Origin of the sequence: Actinoplanes sp. SE50/110 (assembly GCF_900119315.1) — a bacterium.
Taxonomy (GTDB): Bacteria; Actinomycetota; Actinomycetes; order Mycobacteriales; family Micromonosporaceae; genus Actinoplanes.
The window spans coordinates 2,159,357-2,175,906 of record NZ_LT827010.1; the positions used below are offsets into that span (position 1 = coordinate 2,159,357).

At 73.8% G+C, this 16,550-nt stretch carries 11 protein-coding genes; 10 read left to right on the forward strand and 1 reads right to left on the reverse strand.

Features of this window, described 5'->3' with window-relative positions; translation table 11 throughout:
- Position 1: 1 nt before the first annotated feature.
- The 3 genes from ACSP50_RS09700 to ACSP50_RS09710 all read left to right on the forward strand — a co-directional run bounded on the left by ACSP50_RS09700 (position 2) and on the right by ACSP50_RS09710 (position 3,786).
- Positions 2-1,030, forward strand: coding sequence for a family 2 encapsulin nanocompartment cargo protein terpene cyclase (locus ACSP50_RS09700; RefSeq protein WP_014688992.1), 1,029 nt, complete (start codon positions 2-4; stop codon positions 1,028-1,030).
- Between the two features lie 12 nt (positions 1,031-1,042).
- Entirely contained in the window at positions 1,043-1,897 is an 855-nt protein-coding gene (locus ACSP50_RS09705) for a geranyl diphosphate 2-C-methyltransferase (RefSeq protein ID WP_014688993.1), read from the forward strand.
- 86 nt (positions 1,898-1,983) lie between these two features.
- Positions 1,984-3,786 carry a glycoside hydrolase family 15 protein gene (locus ACSP50_RS09710; protein ID WP_014688994.1) on the forward strand — a complete coding sequence of 601 codons (1,803 nt, stop codon included), beginning with the start codon at positions 1,984-1,986 and terminating at the stop codon, positions 3,784-3,786.
- A 33-nt stretch (positions 3,787-3,819) separates the two neighbouring features.
- On the opposite strand, the gene ACSP50_RS09715 is transcribed toward ACSP50_RS09710, so the two are convergent.
- Positions 3,820-4,095, reverse strand: coding sequence for an excalibur calcium-binding domain-containing protein (locus ACSP50_RS09715; protein ID WP_014688995.1), 276 nt, complete (start codon positions 4,093-4,095; stop codon positions 3,820-3,822).
- A 159-nt stretch (positions 4,096-4,254) separates the two neighbouring features.
- Between ACSP50_RS09715 and ACSP50_RS09720 the strand changes: the two genes are divergently transcribed.
- The 7 genes from ACSP50_RS09720 (at position 4,255) to ACSP50_RS09745 (ending at position 16,497) form a co-directional block, all read left to right on the forward strand.
- The gene (locus tag ACSP50_RS09720; protein ID WP_014688996.1) at positions 4,255-5,241 is read left to right on the forward strand and encodes an aldo/keto reductase; all 987 of its coding nucleotides are present in this window, start codon (positions 4,255-4,257) and stop codon (positions 5,239-5,241) included.
- 100 nt (positions 5,242-5,341) lie between these two features.
- Positions 5,342-6,124 (forward strand): hypothetical protein, encoded by a 783-nt coding sequence (locus ACSP50_RS42955; RefSeq protein WP_014688997.1) that lies wholly within the window; start codon positions 5,342-5,344, stop codon positions 6,122-6,124.
- Complete coding sequence (locus ACSP50_RS09725) at positions 6,121-8,058, forward strand: CHAT domain-containing protein (RefSeq protein ID WP_014688998.1); 1,938 nt, start codon at positions 6,121-6,123, stop codon at positions 8,056-8,058. Before ACSP50_RS42955 ends, ACSP50_RS09725 begins: the two co-directional genes overlap by 4 nt.
- Positions 8,055-12,722: a hypothetical protein gene (locus ACSP50_RS09730; protein ID WP_014688999.1), complete on the forward strand. Its 4,668-nt coding sequence runs from the start codon at positions 8,055-8,057 to the stop codon at positions 12,720-12,722. Before ACSP50_RS09725 ends, ACSP50_RS09730 begins: the two co-directional genes overlap by 4 nt.
- Positions 12,719-13,993: a hypothetical protein gene (locus ACSP50_RS09735; RefSeq protein WP_014689000.1), complete on the forward strand. Its 1,275-nt coding sequence runs from the start codon at positions 12,719-12,721 to the stop codon at positions 13,991-13,993. Before ACSP50_RS09730 ends, ACSP50_RS09735 begins: the two co-directional genes overlap by 4 nt.
- A 354-nt stretch (positions 13,994-14,347) precedes the next feature.
- The gene (locus ACSP50_RS09740) at positions 14,348-15,802 is read left to right on the forward strand and encodes an alpha-amylase family glycosyl hydrolase (protein WP_014689002.1); all 1,455 of its coding nucleotides are present in this window, start codon (positions 14,348-14,350) and stop codon (positions 15,800-15,802) included.
- A gap of 107 nt (positions 15,803-15,909) precedes the next feature.
- Entirely contained in the window at positions 15,910-16,497 is a 588-nt protein-coding gene (locus ACSP50_RS09745) for a hypothetical protein (RefSeq protein WP_014689003.1), read from the forward strand.
- Positions 16,498-16,550: the final 53 nt, after the last annotated feature.

Below are 16,550 nucleotides of genomic sequence, written 5' to 3' on the forward strand. Positions count from 1 at the left end.
CATGGTGAGCACAGTGATCGCCTCGGGGCCCACCGGCCTGGGCACCTCCGCGGCCCGTCTCTTCGGTCGGGTGGACCGGGACGAGCCGGAGCTCTTCTGCCCGGCGCCGCTGCGCGACGACCGGGCGCTGGGGGAGCGGGTCAACGACGCCGTGGTCCAGTGGGCCGAGAAGGCCGGCATCTACCCCGGCCGGCTGGACAAGCTGCGCGGGGCGAACTTCGGCCGCTTCATGATGCTCGCCCACCCGGCCACCAGCGATCCCGACCGGCTGCTCGCCGCGACGAAGTGTCTGGTCGCCGAGTGGGCGGCGGACGACTACTACGTCGACGAGGTGTCCCTGGGCGCGGATCCGATGGTGGTCGGCTCGCGGCTGGCCAACCTCTACTCGGTGGTCGACCCGGCCTCGCTGACCCCGCGCTATCAGGCCGACTTCGAGAAGCATCACCGCCTGCAGCCGATCTCGGTGGCGTTCCGCACCGCGATGGAACACCTGGCCGAGTACGCCTCGGTCACCCAACTGGCCCGGTTCCAGCACCAGATGGCGATCCTGTTCGTCGCCTGGTCGCAGGAGGCCGACTGGCACGCCAACCGGCGCACCCCGCCGGTCTGGGAGTATCTGGTGCAGCGGCACCTGAACAGCTATCTGCCGCCGATGATCCTGGTCGACGTGCTGGCCGGGTACGAGCTGTCGCCGGCCGAGTTCTTCGATCCGCGGGTCCGCGCGGCGTTCACCACCGCAGGCAACGCCGCCGTGCTGGTCAACGACCTCTACTCGGGCAGGAACGAGTCCGAGACCGATCACAACCTGCCGACCGTGCTGGTGTCCGGGGAGCGGCTCACGCCGCGGGCCGCGGTCCGGCGCACCGTGGAGATCCACAACGAGTTGATGCACACCTTCGTGACCTCGGCCGCGTCGTTGAGCGCGTCCGGCTCGCCGCAGCTGCGCCGGTTTCTCGCGGACACCTGGGCCTGGCTGGGCGGAAGTCGCGAGTGGCACGCCACGAGCGGCCGCTACCACTCATCCAACTGAACAGGATTCATCATGACAAGTGCTGTTGCTTCGCCACTGCGGACCGACTTCGAGCGCTCGGTCGCCAGCTACTGGAACACCAACCGGGCCGACCCGGTCAACCTGCGCCTCGGCGAGGTCGACGGGCTGTACCACCACCACTACGGCGTCGGCGAGCCCGACCTCAGCGTGCTGGACGGCCCGGCCGACACCCGCGAGCAGCGGATCATCGCCGAGCTGCACCGGCTGGAGAACGCCCAGGCCGACCTGCTGCTCGACCACCTCGGCCCGATCCGGCCGGGCGACGCGCTGCTCGACGGCGGGTCCGGCCGCGGCGGCACCAGCATCATGGCCAACGCGCGGTTCGGCTGCCGGGTCGACGGGGTGTCCATCTCGGAATACCAGGTGGGTTTCGCCAACGAGCAGGCCGCTCAGCGCGGCGTCGCCGACAGGGTGCGCTTCCACTTCCGCAACATGCTGGACTCCGGATTCGCGACCGGGTCACGGCAGGCGATCTGGACGAACGAGACGACGATGTACGTCGACCTGTTCGACCTGTACGCGGAGTTCGCCCGGATGCTCGGCTTCGGCGGCCGCTACGTGTGCATCACCGGTTGCGCCAACGACGTGACCGGCCGGCGCTCCAAGGCGGTCAACAGGATCAACGAGCACTACACCTGTGACATCCACCCGCGCAGCGACTACTTCAAGGCGCTCGCCGCCCACGATCTCGTGCCGATCGCCGTCACCGACCTGACCGCGGCCACCATCCCGTACTGGGAGCTGCGCGCCCGGTCCGAGGTGGCGACCGGGATCGAACAGGCTTTCCTCACGGCGTACTCAGAAGGCAGTTTCCACTACCTTCTGATCGCCGCCGATCGGGTCTGACCAGCCTGATCGGATGCGCCGCCGCCGGGGGCACTGCCCCCGGCGGCGGTTTGTTTTCGCGTTTCGCGTCGGGGTACAGGCTCGGCATGGCCCTGCCGATCGAGGACTACGCGATCATCGCCGACACCCAGACCGCGGCCCTGGTCGGTCGCAACGGATCGATCGACTGGCTCTGCGTGCCCCGCTTCGACTCCGGCGCGATCTTCGCGGCGCTGCTCGGCGAGGCGGAGAACGGCCACTGGACCATCGCACCGTCCGGCGAGGTGGTCACCACCCGCCGCCGCTACCGGGACGACACGCTGGTGTTGGAGACGGAGTTCGAGACGGCCGGCGGCGTCGCCCGGTTGATCGACTTCATGCCGCCGCGCACCGACTCGCCGTCCGTCATCCGGATCGTCGAGGGCGTCCGCGGGCAGGTGGACTTCGGCATGGAGCTGCGGCTGCGCTTCGACTATGGACACGTCGTGCCATGGGTCTACCGCGAGGGTGGGGCGCTCGTCGCGGTCGCCGGTCCGGACGCGGCCTGGTTGCGCACCGACGTGCCGACCCGGGGCGAGAATCTGACCACCAAAGCCGATTTCCGGGTACGGGCGGGGGAACGCGCCGCCTTCACCCTGACCTGGCGCCCGTCGCATCTGCCCTCGCCCGCCCCGCTGGACCCGGCCCACGAGCTCGGCGTGACCGAGGGTTACTGGCGCGGCTGGGTGTCCGCCTGCACGTACGAGGGGGAGTGGCGGGACGCCGTCGTCCGATCGCTGCTCACTCTGAAAGCCCTCACCTACGCACCCACCGGCGGCATTGTCGCGGCCGCCACCACCAGCCTCCCGGAGAAACTCGGCGGCGTCCGCAACTGGGACTACCGCTTCTGCTGGCTCCGCGACGCCACCATCACCCTGCAGTCGCTGCTCTTCTCCGGTTTCCAGAGTGAGGCGATCGCCTGGCGCAAATGGCTGCTGCGCGCGATCGCCGGCAACCCCGCCGAGCTGCAGATCATGTACGGCGTCGCCGGCGAACGCCGCCTCGACGAGTATCTGGCCGACTGGCTCACCGGCTACGACGGCAACCCGGTCCGGATCGGCAACGCCGCCGCCGAGCAGTTCCAGTTGGACGTGTACGGCGAGGTGATGGACGCCCTGCATCAGGGCCGCCGGGCCGGCCTCAAAGCCGACGACCCGTCCTGGGGCCTGCAGGTCAAACTGATGGAGTTCGTCGAGGAGCACTGGCAGGACCCGGACGAGGGCATCTGGGAGGTCCGCGGCGGCCCCCGCCAGTTCACCCACTCCAAACTGATGGCCTGGGTCGCCGCCGACCGCGCCGTCAAGGCCGTCGAGGAGTTCGGCCTGGACGGCCCCGCCGACCGCTGGCGCCGCCTGCGCGACGAGATCCGTCAGGACATCCTGGACAAGGGTTACGACCCGGTCCGCAAGACCTTCACCCAGTACTACGGCTCCGATGAGCTCGACGCCGCGATGCTGATGGTCCCCCTGGTCGGCTTCCTCCCCGGGGATGACGAACGCGTCGCCGGCACGGTCGCCGCCATCGAGCAACACCTGCTGGTCGACGGTTTCGTCCAGCGGTACACCCAACATCCGGACGCCGACGTCGACGGCCTTCCCCCGGGCGAGGGCGCGTTCCTGGCCTGCACGTTCTGGCTGGCCGACAACTACGCGCTGATGGGTCGCCACGACGAGGCCCGGGAGACGTTCGCCCGCCTGCTGGCCCTGCGCAACGACGTGGGTCTGCTCGCCGAGGAGTACGACACCACCACCGGCCGCCTGGTCGGCAACTTCCCTCAGGCCTTCAGTCACGTCCCGCTGATCGACACGGCCCGGACCTTGACCAGCGCGCTGGCGCCGACCGAGGCCCGGGCCTCGGAGGGCCTCAGGTAGCGGCCGAGCCGCCACTCCCCGCGATCACCCCGCTCACCGCTTCTCGCAGGCGATCCCGTCCTTGTCACGGTCCAGCCTCTTGTTCGCCGCATAGAGATCGTTGTTCACGGAGAAGGTGGTGACCGGCTTGGTGGACCCGCTCACCCTGTCCTCGGCGCCCCGCTTGCCGACCCCGTGCTTGTACTTCTTGTTCAGCTCAGTGCAGTTCTTGAACGTCACCGCCGGCGCCGCTCCGGCGGGCCCCACCATGCCGGCGCCACCCCCGGCCACCAGCGCCAACACCACGATCCCACGAATCACCGTACGCATCCCGCCACCCTAGGTGCTCGCGCGCCGCTGACCGATAGTGGTCACCCCATCGAGTCGATCGGCCGGTGCTGCGGACGGCATCCGGAGCCGGCACGGCGTGCACCGGGGAGGGTGAAGATCACAGGTGGGGGCGGCGGGGCGATCGGTAGCGTGCCGGGTATGCAGCAGAGGAAACTGGGGGAACTGACCGTCTCGGCGCTCGGGTTCGGGGCGATGGGGATGAGCCACGGCTATGGGCCGGGTCCGGACCGGGAAGCGAACATCGGACTGCTCCGGGCCGCCGTCGAGCGGGGGGTGACCTTCTTCGACACCGCCGAGGTCTACGGGCCGTGGGTCAACGAGGAGCTGGTCGGGGAGGCACTGCAGCCGGTCCGGGAGCAGGTGGTGATCGCCACCAAGTTCGGCTTCGTGATCGGGGCGGACGGGCGGCAGGGGGCCGGGGTGGACAGTCGGCCGGAGAACATCCGGCGGGTGGCCGACGCCTCGCTGCGGCGGCTGCGGGTGGACACGATCGACCTGTTCTACCAGCACCGGGTGGATCCCGACGTGCCGATCGAGGAGGTGGCCGGGACGGTGCGGGAGCTGATCGCGGCCGGGAAGGTGCGGGCGTTCGGGCTGTCCGAGGCGTCCGCGGCGACCGTGCGCAGGGCGCACGCGGTGCAGCCGGTCAGCGCCGTGCAGAGTGAGTATTCGCTGTGGTGGCGGCGGCCCGAGGAGGAGCTGCTGGACACCCTCGGTGAGCTGGGCATCGGGTTCGTGCCGTTCAGCCCGCTCGGGCGGGGCTTCCTGACCGGGAAGATCGGGGCGGACACCGTGTTCGCCGAGAACGACATGCGCAACGGGCTGCCGCGGTTCTCGGCTCAGGCGCGGGCGGCGAATCAGGCGCTGGTCGAGCTGATCGGCCGGATCGCGGCCGGCAAGGGTGCGACGCCGGCGCAGATCGCGCTGGCCTGGCTGCTCGCGCAGCGGCCGTGGATCGTGCCGATCCCGGGGACGCGGCGGCTGGAGCGGCTGCGGGAGAACCTGGGTGCCCTCGACGTGGAGCTCAGCCCGGCAGATCTGGCCGAGATCGGGTCGGCCGCGGACCGGGCCGGGGTGCAGGGCGAGCGCTATCCGGAAAAGATGGAGCGGATGACCAACCTGTGAGGCGGTATCAGCCCGATGATCGGCGGCCGGGCCTCGGTTGATCCGGTAATACCGCCCGCCCGCCCCCGCGGAGGACGATGAGGTGCCATAGGGGGCGATCATGGGCGATTCTCTCGGCAGCTACCGGTCGGCGATGCGGGATGCCTGGCACGGCTGGTGGATCAACTGGCCGCTGTCGCAGCGGGTCCGGGTGGGCGACGTGCTGGACACGTCCGGCGGCACCATCCGGCCCGCCGGCGACCTGACGAAATACGGGGTGGCCGGCGCTGCGGCGGCGGCCGCGCCACCGGCCGACTTCCTGTACGACGCGAACGGCTCGGCCCAGGTCACGTTCAAACTGTCCGGCACCACCCCGCCGGGCTTCTCGGCGCTGGCCCAGGCCGACGCCGGTGCGCTGGTCAGCTTCAAGGGCGACACCAGTGTGCTGGCGCTGTTCACCGGGCTGACCCAGGACCGTTTCGCCGACACCCGGGCGGTCGCCGGCAATCTGGTCAAGCAGTTCTGGAACGGCGTGTGGGCGCCGGAACTGGCCGGGGTCACCGACGTGGTCACGGCCGCGGCCGGTACCGTGCTGGCCGCCTCCGACACGGACGCCTCGGCCGAGCTGCGGGTGGACGCGACAGTCGGCGCCGGCCCGCTGAAACTGGCCGACCTGGCCGGGAACGTCGCGGTGGCCCGGTCCAGCCGGGTCGGCCTGGAGTGGTCCGGCACCGAGGTCACCCCGTTCTACCGGGTGTTCCGGCTGCGCCGGACGTGGCTGCACCGGGTGGCGACGGATTACGGGCCGCGCCAGCCGGGGCGGGGCGCCGCACCCGAGGCGGTGCCGCCGCTGCTGGTCGACGAGGCCCGCGACGACCCGGATGCGGTGCTGGAGCCGCTGTGAGCACGGTGGACGCCGAGCTGGCCGTCGCCGCCGACCAGCGGACCGTCACGCTGACCGTGGCGGGTCGCCCGCCGGCCACCGCGACGATCACCGGTGTGCTCGATCCGGCGCATTTCGACGGGGCGCTGGACCGCCGGATCCCGGCCGAGACCCGCGGCAAGCTGGGTCGCGAGCTGTTCGACGCGGTGATCCGGGAGGACACCGCCCGGCTGTGGAACGAGGTCGACGAGGACGGCACCCCGCTGCGGCTGCGCCTGCGGATCCCGCCGCCGTTGCGTGGCCTGCCCTGGGAGCTGCTCGCCTCCGGGGCGGACCGGCTGGCGCTGCGCCGCGGCGGCACCCTCTGGCGGGGCGGTCCGCCGCGGGCCGGCGCCGAGGTGGACGGCCCGCTGCGGGTGCTGGTGGTGGTCTGCAACCCGACCGATCGGCAGGTGCTCGGCGACGAGGAGCTGGCCGGGCTGACCGGGGCGGCCGCCGAGTGCCCGGCCCGCGCGCACATCGAGATCGTCGACGGGCCGGACCGGGACCGGCTGGCCAAGGAGATCGACCGGCTGCGGCCGCACGTGCTGCACTTCATCGGCCACGGCATGCCGCGGGTCCCGGGCCGGGCCGCCGCGCTGGCCTTCAACTGGGTGACCGCCGGGCGGCCACAGGGCGCCGGGTGGGAGCTGGCCAGCACCGAGGTCGGCCTGATGATGTCGGACGACTGGACGCCGCGGCTGGTCGTGGTCAACGCCTGCCGGACCGCGGCCGACGCCCTGGACCAGGTCGGCGGCGTGGCCGAGGCGTTCCTGCGGGCCGGCGCCGGCGCTGTGGTGGCCATGCAGGCCGACGTCGAGTCGCCGGCCGCCGCCACCTTCGCCGGATTGCTCTATCAGGGCATCTTCGCCGGGCTGGGGCTGGACCGGGCGGTCGCCGCGGCCCGGACCGAACTGGCCCGCACGACCGGCGACACCGGCGAGTGGGCGATCCCGGTGCTGACCTGCCGCACCGACCCGGCCGATGTGGTGCGCACCGGGTTCCGCCGGCCGGCCGAGCAGATCGCCGGCCTGACCGCCCGCCCGGAGTACCAGATGCTCCGCAACTTCCTGGACCACGCGCCCGGCCGGCGGGACGCCTGGTGGGCCCTGGACCCGCTGACCGCGACCCCGCCGCGGTCGCTGCTGGTGGTCGGTGGCCGCTCCGGCAACCCGCACAAGCCGACCGGGAAGACCTGGTTCACCCGGTTCAGCCTGCTCACCTACTTCCTGCGCGGCTACCGGGTCACCTATGTGGACCTGGGAGTGCCGCTGGCCCGGCCGGACGGCGAGCACGCGCTCACCAAGACGTGGCTGCACGTGCTGCAGATGATGCGCGAGGCGTGCACCGATCCGGGGCAGGCGGAGCCGCTGCCGGCCGCGGCGTTCGCCGGCTTCGACGCGCTGTTCGGCACCCTCGCCGGGGAGCCGGCCGGCTGGTCGGGGGAGCGGTGGCGGTTCGACGAGAACCGGCCGCGCGCCGCCGAGCAGCGCGACCGGATCCTGGACGGCTTCCGCACCGCGCTGGCCGCCGCGGCCGGTGACCGGCCGCACGTGATCGCGCTGGACAACGCCGAGCAGGTGCTGCCCGAGTCGTTCGACAGCGCGATCTATCCGAGCCTGCTGCGCCCGGTCGCCGCGGCCGGCGGCGGGCTGCGGCTGATGCTGGTCGGCAAGGCCGACTGGCTGGCCGCCCGGCTGCCCGGCCGGGACCAGGCCTACTGGGGTCCGGTGGTCACCATCGGCGATTTCGAGGCACCCCAGATGATGCGCCTGGCCCGGGACTACTGCCGCCGCCGCGGGCTACCGTTCGAGCTGCTCAAGCCGGTGTTCGGGGCGATCTGCGGGGTGAGCCCGCAGGCCTGGGTGACCCGGTTCGACGAGGTGCTCGACGTGATCGGGCCGGTGGCGCCGTGACCGACCAGCGGCTCGCCGAGATCGTCCGGCTGCTGGCCGCCGGGCGTTCCCTGGAGGACATCCAGCGGGACTGCCTGCCGGAGAGCTGGCGTCGGGCGTTGCGGGTCTGCGCCGCGGCCGGCGACTTCGACCGCGCGCTGTACGACACGGTCCTGGCCGCGCACGGCGCCCCGGACGCCCCGGCCCTCGACGAGTTGACCGGCCGTGGCCTGCTGGAGCGGGCCGGCGACGACCGCTGGCGGATCCGCCGGTCGGAGGCGGTCGCCTGGATGGGCGAGTGGCAGCCGGCCCGGGACCGGCTGGCCGCCCTGGAGGCCGACATCGCGGCCTGGCTGGCCGGGCGCGGCCCACAGATCGAGCGGCTGCGGCACCTGCTGGTGGCCGACCCGGCGGCCGCGATCGCACTGTTCGAGGCGGAGTTCCGGGCCGCCGACCGGAACCGGGACTTCGCCCGCTGCCAGGACCTGATCGACGTGCTCGGCGACCCGAAGCGGCTCACCTACGCCGGGCCGGAGGTGGCGGCGCTGCGGCTGGAACGCGCCGGCTATCTGCGGGCCCGGCTGTTCTGGTCGGCGACGTGGAGCCGCTCGGCGCAGTATCTGGAGCCGGACGGGCTGGCCGGGCAGGCCGACGCGCTGCTCGACGGCCGCGGGCCGCGGGTCTGGCAGGTGTTCGCGCCGACCGGCACCGGCAAGACCGTGCAGCTGCAGTGGCTGATCGCCCGCCGCTGCGTCCCGGCCGAGTTCGACATCCCGTGCGCCCGGATCGACTTCGACGTGGTCGACCCGGTGGTCAGCGCCCGCTACCCGTGGCTGCTCCTGCTGGACATCGCCGAGCAGCTGGAACGCCGCTGGGCCCGGCGGGTCTTCGAACGGCTGGACCGCTTCGCCTCGTACCGCGGCCTGCTCGACCGGCAGGATTCGCAACAGGCCCGGGCGGCCGCCGAGGGACTCACCGCGCAGGACCCGGAGCGGCTGGAACGGGCCGTCTCGGAGATCTTCGTCCGCCGGTTCAACGACGCGGCCGGCGCCGGACCGGTGCTGCTGGTCGTCGACACGATGGAGGAGGTGCTGCTCGGCCCGGGCGCCGACGACCTGCTGCGCGCGCTGGCCCGGATCGTCGCCCAGTGCCCGTCGCTGCGGCTGATCCTGGCCGGGCGCTACGACCTGCGCGAGCGGGCCGGGGCGGCGCTGGCCGCGTTCGGCGACGTGCGGCCGGTCGCGCTCGGCGACTTCACCCCCGAGCAGACCGGCCGATATCTGCGGGAGATCCGGCACATCACCGATCCGGACCTGGTCGCCGCGGTGGTCGAGCGGACCGGCGGGCACCCGTTCCTGGTCGCCATGTTCGCCGACCTGATCGCGGAGGAGCCGGCGACCAGCCCGGCCGACCTGCGCGCCTACCGGGATCCGGCGCTGCGGCTGCTGATCGACCGGGTGATCCGCCGGATCCCCGATCCGGATGTGCGCTGGCTGGTCCGCTACGGGGTGGTCCCGCGCCGGCTGTATTACGCCGACCTCCACATGATGTGGCCGTTCCTGGTCAGCGGCCGCTCCGGCGTCACCGACCGCGACGACCCGCGCGCCGACCGGCACCACCTCGCCGGCGACGACGGCGTCTTCCCGGTCGGCGGTGAGGTGTCGGCCAAGGAGGCGGTCTGGCGGCGGCTGCTCGACTACGCGGCGCAACGCTCCTGGGTGTCCGAACCGGATCGGGATGGACGGCTGGTCGTCTTCCACCAGAAGGTGCGCGCCCCGATGCGCGAGCTGATCGCCGCCCAGCCGGTCGCGCTGGACCTGCACGCCGCGTTCCGGCAGCGCTTCGACGACCTGGCCGCGGCGCACCCGCAGGCTCCCGCGCCGTTCGAGCGCGAGGCCTACTACCACCGGGTGCAGCTCGGTGACCCCGGCGCGCAACGGTACTGGGACGCGCGGATCCGGGCCCGGCGCGCCGCCGGCGACCTGGACGGACTCGCCGGACTGGCCCGCGACGTACTCACCGGCGACTACCCGGACGGCGTGATCGAACCGGGGCAGCGGGCCGACGCGCTGGTCTGGCTCGCCTACGCGGCGATCGAGCGCGCCCGGCGGGCCGGCGCGCCCGCCGCCGACCCGCTGTGGAACGAGGCCGAGGGTTTCCTGGCCCGCGCCGACCGGCTCCGGACCGCGGCCCAGCTGCCGGCTGGTGGGCTGGCGGTTGCCATGTACGCCGCGACCCTCTGCGTCGGTGACCGATCCACCGAGGCAGCCTCCCTGGTCGTCGCCGCCCTGCCGAAGGCGAGCGCCGACGACCGGATCGACCTGCTCCGGGTCCTCGCCGACGCGGCCGGCCACGCCTCCGGGGTGATCTTCGCGGAGGCGCTGGACCTGGCCGGGCAGCGCCGGCCGGACCAGGTGGAGCCGCTGGCCCTGGCCCTGGCCCGGGACGCCGAGAAAGCCGGTCGGTTCGACCGGGCGCTCGACTGGTGCCGCCGAGCCGGGGGTGTCCGGGCCCGGCTGCGCGAGGCCGAGCTGCTCATCTCGGCGTACCAGCCGGGGACCGCGCTGGAGGTGCTCGCCCGGGTCCGGCCGGACGCCCCGGCCGAGCGGGTGGAACGGCACCGGCTGTGCGGCCGGGCCTGCGGGCGGCTCGGGATCAGCGAGGCGGCGGTCGGCTACCTCGGTTCCGCGGTCGAGGCCGCCGGCGAGGTGACCGACGGCCGCCGGGCCGCCCTGCTCGCCCGGGTCCACCAGGAACGCGCGCTGGTCCTCGGCGACCTGCTGCTGCTCGACGAGGCCGAGCACGACCTCAAGCTGGCCGCCGCCCTGTGGAGCCAGGCCGGGTTCACCGAGGGGCACCCCGAATCGGCGTACCTCCATCATCGTTTCCTGGTGCGGCAGGTCGGTGACCTGCGGGCGGCGGCCGCGCTGCAGCGGCCGCCGGTGCCGGCCGACGACCGGATCGGCGTGCTGTGGGACGAGCTGGTCGCCGAACGGCTCGACCAGGACCGGCCGGAGCCGGTCACCGGCCCACCGCAGCAGGTGGCCGTCGTGATCGCGGCCCGGCTGGCGCGTGACTGGGCGGCGCACCGGCACCTGCTCGGCCCGCTGGCCGAGGCGATGGGCCGGATCAGTCCGCCGTCGGCCCGGCTCGGGGTGCTGGCCGAGCTGGCCCGGCACCCCGGCCCGGCCCCGGCCGAGGAGGTGGCCCGGCTGCGCGAGGTGCTCACCTGGCCGCCCGACCACCCGGACGACGGGCCCGCCCAACTGCCTCTGCTGGCCGTGCTGGAACGCCTCGCCGGCGATCCGGACCGCGCCGCCGTGGTGCTGCAGCCGGTGAGCCGGGCCGACCCGCTGCTCGGCTCGCGGATGCTGGACGCCGCGGCCGGGCGGCTGGCTCAGCCCGAGACGCTGCTCCCGGTGCCGTCGTACCCGCTGCTGCGGGCGGTCGGGCTGCGCCGGCTGGCACTCGGCACCGGCGCGGCCGCGTGGTACGCCGAGGCGGTCCGGCTGTGCCGCTCGGTCGACCGGCCGTCCCGCTGGGCGATCGACATCTACCGCGAGGCCGCGGAGCACCTGGGTGACCCGCGGCTGCGGGCCGCCGCCACCGACCTGGACTGGCGGCTCGGCCGGATGTTCGGCGGCCCCGAACCGGAGTCGCTGGTCGCCGTCGCGGCCCTGGCGGCGCACCCGCTGACCTGGCCGGCCGGGGTCCCGCAGACCTTCTACGAGCTGCAGGTGCGGCTCGTGCAGGACTGGCGTGCCCTCACCCTCGAGCTGGGCCGGGCCCTCGCCGCGCCCGTCCCGCCGGACCGACTGGACTCCGACGACGTGCTCCTTCACGGCCTGCCCTGGGAACTGGCCACGCCCGCCGCCCCGGCGCTGTGGCGGGCCATGCCGTCCCGGGCCCGGCCGGCCGACGTGCGCTGGCTGCAGTACGCGCTGACCACACTCGGCGCGGTCGTCGAGGTGGACGGGGTGCTCGGCCCGGAGACCGGGGCGGCGCTCGATTGCCGGGACCTGACCCCGCCGCTGCGCGGGGAGCCGCTCGCCCGGCTGCGCGGGTCGGTGGCCCGCGACCGGGGCGCCCGGCGGCTGAGCGCGGTGGTGGTGCAGGCCGTCGCCGGAACCTCGCACGAGGACTACGGCTACCACGTGGCCGATCTGTACCAGCGGTGCGGCTATCAGGTGCGCTCGGTGCCCGGCCTGGAGCAGGTGCTCGCCGACGAGCCGGCGGTGCTGCACGTGTGCGGCCGGCTCGACTACCGGGACTCCGGGCCGCACTTCCGGCTCGGGCCGGGCAGCGTGCTGGAGCCCTCCGACGTGGTCCGGCTGCTGCGGTCCGGGCGGCCCGGGCGGGAGCCGGTGCTGGTGCTCGACCCGCCGTACCCGGGGTCGCCCTACGACGTGCCGTGGCAGATCGTGCTGCGCAACCTGTTCGCCGCGCACGTGTTCGCCGAGGGCTGCGTACCGGCCGTGCTGGCGACCGGGCTGATCCGCAGCGGCGGTGACTATGTGCTGACCATCGCGGACGGGCTGGCGCACGGCCGGTCACCGCTCGACCTGGTGCGGGCGATCCGGCCGGCCGGGGTGCCGGATGGCCGGCCGCTGGACTTCAAACGCGACGACGAGCTGCTGGCGGCCCGGTCGACGACGCTGTTCGCCGCCCCGACGGCGCTGCTGTGACCACGCCGGGGGAGGCCTTCCCCGCGATGTCCCGGGAGGCTGCGCCGGCGGTCCCGCGGGAGGCTGCGCCGGCGGTCCCGCGGGAGGCTGCGCCGGCGGTCCCGCGGGAGGTTTCGCCGGCGGTGCTGCGCGAGGCGGAGCTGGTGCACGCGGTGCGGGGGCTGCGCGACGAATGGGCGTACTGGGCGGAGCTGGCCGGTACCGAGCCGATGGCGAAACACACCAGCCAGATCGAGGCGATCACCCGGCTGCTCGGCGCCGGCCTCGACCGGGCGGACACCTTCGAGCTGGTCCTCGACCTGTTCCACGTCTGGGACTTCTTCCGCGCCAAACTGCTGCTGCGCCGGGTCGGCCCGCTGAGCCGGATCCTGGCCGTCGCCGACGAGCTGGCCTGGGCGGTGTACCGGCCCTCGGTGCTGGCCGCGGGCGTCGCCGCCGGCCGCAAGGAGCCGCCGCTGGTCTTCCTCGACCGCGGCGCGGTCCCGTTCGCGGCGGCCCGCGGCGCCGGCTACCGCGACCTGCTGCCCCGCGGGGTGCGCACGACCGCCGGGCTGACGGCGGTCCGCGAACTGCCGGTCCCGGTGATCGGCATCCCGTGGTATCTCACCGGCCACCTGCCCGGGGTGCTGCTGGTCGCGCACGAGGCCGGGCACCACGTCGAGGACGACTGCGGCCTGACCGCGGACCTTCCCGCCGCGCTCGCCGGTCTGGACGCCGGCACCGCCGCGCGGTGGACCCCCTGGCTGGGCGAGGCGTTCGCCGACGTCGTCGCCACCGTCGCCTGCGGCCCCGCCTACCCGATGATCCTCGCCGAGGCCCTGCGCGACGCCGGCGACGGCGCGGGCGCCGAGTCCTATCCGCCGCCCGCCGACCGGCTCGATCTCTGCCGCGGCGCGGCCGGAGACGACCGGACCGACTCTCCGGCCGGGTCCGTGGGCCATCGGATGGCGACGGCGCGGTACGCCGGCCTGGGCGACCGTAGCCTGCGCGACGTGCTGACCCATCCGGATGTGGCGAGGGCCGAGGTCGGCGCGGCCGGGCTGCTCCGGGGCCTCGGCAGCGCGCTGACCGACGTCCGCGCCGTCCTCCCCGCCGCCGCTCTGGCCTTCCTCGCCGACCCACCCGCGTACGACACGATGCGGGTCGACTCGCGGGCCGTCGACGAGATCCTGGCCCTGCGCCCGCGCGGCCCCCGAGCCGGCAACGACCCCGCCGCCGCCGAGGCGCGGGATCTCGCCGCGGCGCAGAGCCTGGTGAAAGCTCTTTCGTGACCGACAGCGGATGTGGAACGGCCTGGCGATTGTTCGCCACGCGCAGCGGCCGCATCGCCGGACCCGCTCGCCCCCCGATGAGCGACGGTCAGTTGTCGGCCGCAGCGCACGACATCTGCCTCATGAACCTGATTTTCCGGGGGTTCGTTCGTTGATCTACCTGGGGGTTCGTGCAAGGGAAGGATGAGGATGCGGGGGATCTTCAGGACCGGGTTGATCGGCCTCGTGGTGCTGGGGGCGGTGAGCGTCGCCGATGAGGCGCGGGCCGTCCGTCCGGCGGCGGCCATCAGTCGGTCGTCGGACGGCGTGGCACGATACGGTGGCCAGGGACCGTTCCGGTAGAGGAGTTGCGTGATGACCGGCTGGCCGGCCGCTCCGGCGATCTACGAGATCGACACCTGGCCGTGGCTGACCGGCCTGACCCGCCGTTTCGGCCGTCCGGTCACCCTCGGTGACGTGCCGGCCGAGGTCTGGGACGAGGTGGCCGCGCCCGGCATGGACGCGGTCTGGCTGATGGGTGTCTGGGAGCGCAGCCCGGCGGGCCTGGCGGTGGCCCGGGTCAACGACGGGCTGCAGCGGGCGTTCCGGCAGGCGCTGCCCGATCTGGCGCCGGAGGACGTGGTCGGCTCGCCGTACTGTGTGCGCCGCTACCGTGCCGACGATCGCCTCGGTGGCCCGGCCGGGCTCGCCGCCGCCCGCGCCGAGCTGAACAGACGCGGGTTGAAGCTGGTCCTGGACTACGTGCCGAACCATGTCGCGCCGGACCATCCCGCGGTGGTCCGGCATCCGGACTGGTTCATCCGGGGCAGCGAGGACGATCTGGCCGCCGACCCGACCGGCTGGTTCCACGCCGGCGGGCGGGTGATCGCGCACGGCCGCGACCCGTACTTTCCGCCGTGGCCGGATGTCGCCCAGCTGAACGCGTTCGCCCCCGGGATGCGGGCCGCGACCCTGGCCGTCATGTCGCAGATCGCCGAGCAGTGCGACGGGATGCGCTGCGACATGGCGATGCTGCTCACCAACGACATCTTCGCCGGCACCTGGGGTCGCTGGGCCGGTCCGCGCCCGGACGACGAGTTCTGGCCGGCGCTCATCGGTGAGCTGCGGCGCCGGCATCCGGAGGTGGTGCTGATCGCCGAGGTGTACTGGGAGACCGAGTGGCTGCTGCAGCAGCAGGGCTTCGACTTCTGCTACGACAAGCGGCTCTACGACCGCCTCGCCCACGAGGACGCCGGGTCGGTGCGCCGGCACCTGGCGGCCGGGCTGGGCTATCAGGAGCGGCTGATCCGGTTCCTGGAGAACCATGACGAGCCGCGGGCCGCGGCGACCCTGCCGGGCGGGCGGAACCGGGCGGCGGCGGTGGCGATGGCCACCCTGCCCGGGGCGACGCTGTGGCACGACGGGCAGTTCGACGGCCGGCGCGCGCACCTGCCGGTGTTCCTGGCCCGCTATCGCGACGAGCATCTCGACCCGGGCCTGCGCGACTTTCACCGCCGGCTGGTCCGGCTGGCGCCGGCCGTCCGGCGGGGGCGGTGGCGGCTGCTCGGCACGTCCGGGTGGGCCGACAACGAGTCCCATCAGGACCTGCTCGCCTGGGCGTGGGAGGCGGCGCTGGTGGTGGTCAACTATTCCGGGCGGCCGGCGCAGGGCCGGGTGGAGTTGCCCTGGCCGTCGCTGGCCGGGCGGGCGTGGCGGCTGGTCGACCGGTTGGACGGGCGGGTCTTCGAACGGTCCGGCAGCGAGCTGGCGGCCGAGGGGCTCTACGTCGATCTGCCGGCGTGGGGTTTCCACGTGCTCACGCTGTCCTGATCGACCGGCGCCGCCGCCCGGCGTGGCGCTTCGTTTCCGGCGGTCACCGGGCCGGACAGTGCGAGGATGTGCGTCGTCCGGGCTTGTTTCCGGGAGAGGCTTCGGGAATGATCGCGCGCCGGCTCGGCTGGGAACGGAACCTCCTGCGCCGCACCTCGGACCGGGTCGAGAGCCTGGTGATGTTCGTTCTGGTCCTCACGTTCCTCGCGGGCGCCCCGCTGCTGGCCTGGTGGGCCGGCGCGGCCAGCTACCGCGCGGACGTGCGGGCCCGCGACTGGGAACGCGCGCACGTCTTCCAGGTCGACGCGGTCCTGGTCGAGGACTCCGGCACGTACGGCGCCATCGGCACCCGCACCGCCGCCCCGCAGGCCGCCCGCGCCACCTGGATCGCCCCGGACGGCACCGCCCACAGCGGCCTGGTCCAGACTCCCACCGAGGTCCACGCCGGCGCCCGGATCGCGATCTGGGTCGACGACACCGGCCGCCTGCAGGCGCCACCCCTGCGGCACAGCCCCACCTCGCAGGGCATCCTGGTCGCCCTCTGCGCCATCCTCTGCCTGGCCGCCTTCCTGGCCGGCCTGCACCGCACCACCCGCGCCCTGCTGGACCGCCACCGCTGCGCATCCTGGGCCCGTGAATGGCGCGTCGTCGGCCCCCGCTGGAGCCGGGACCCCCGCTGGCGCCGCCGCCGCTGAACGGCCGGGGGGTGGTCGCGATCCGCCTGCGTCTGCGATCCTGTTCCGACTGC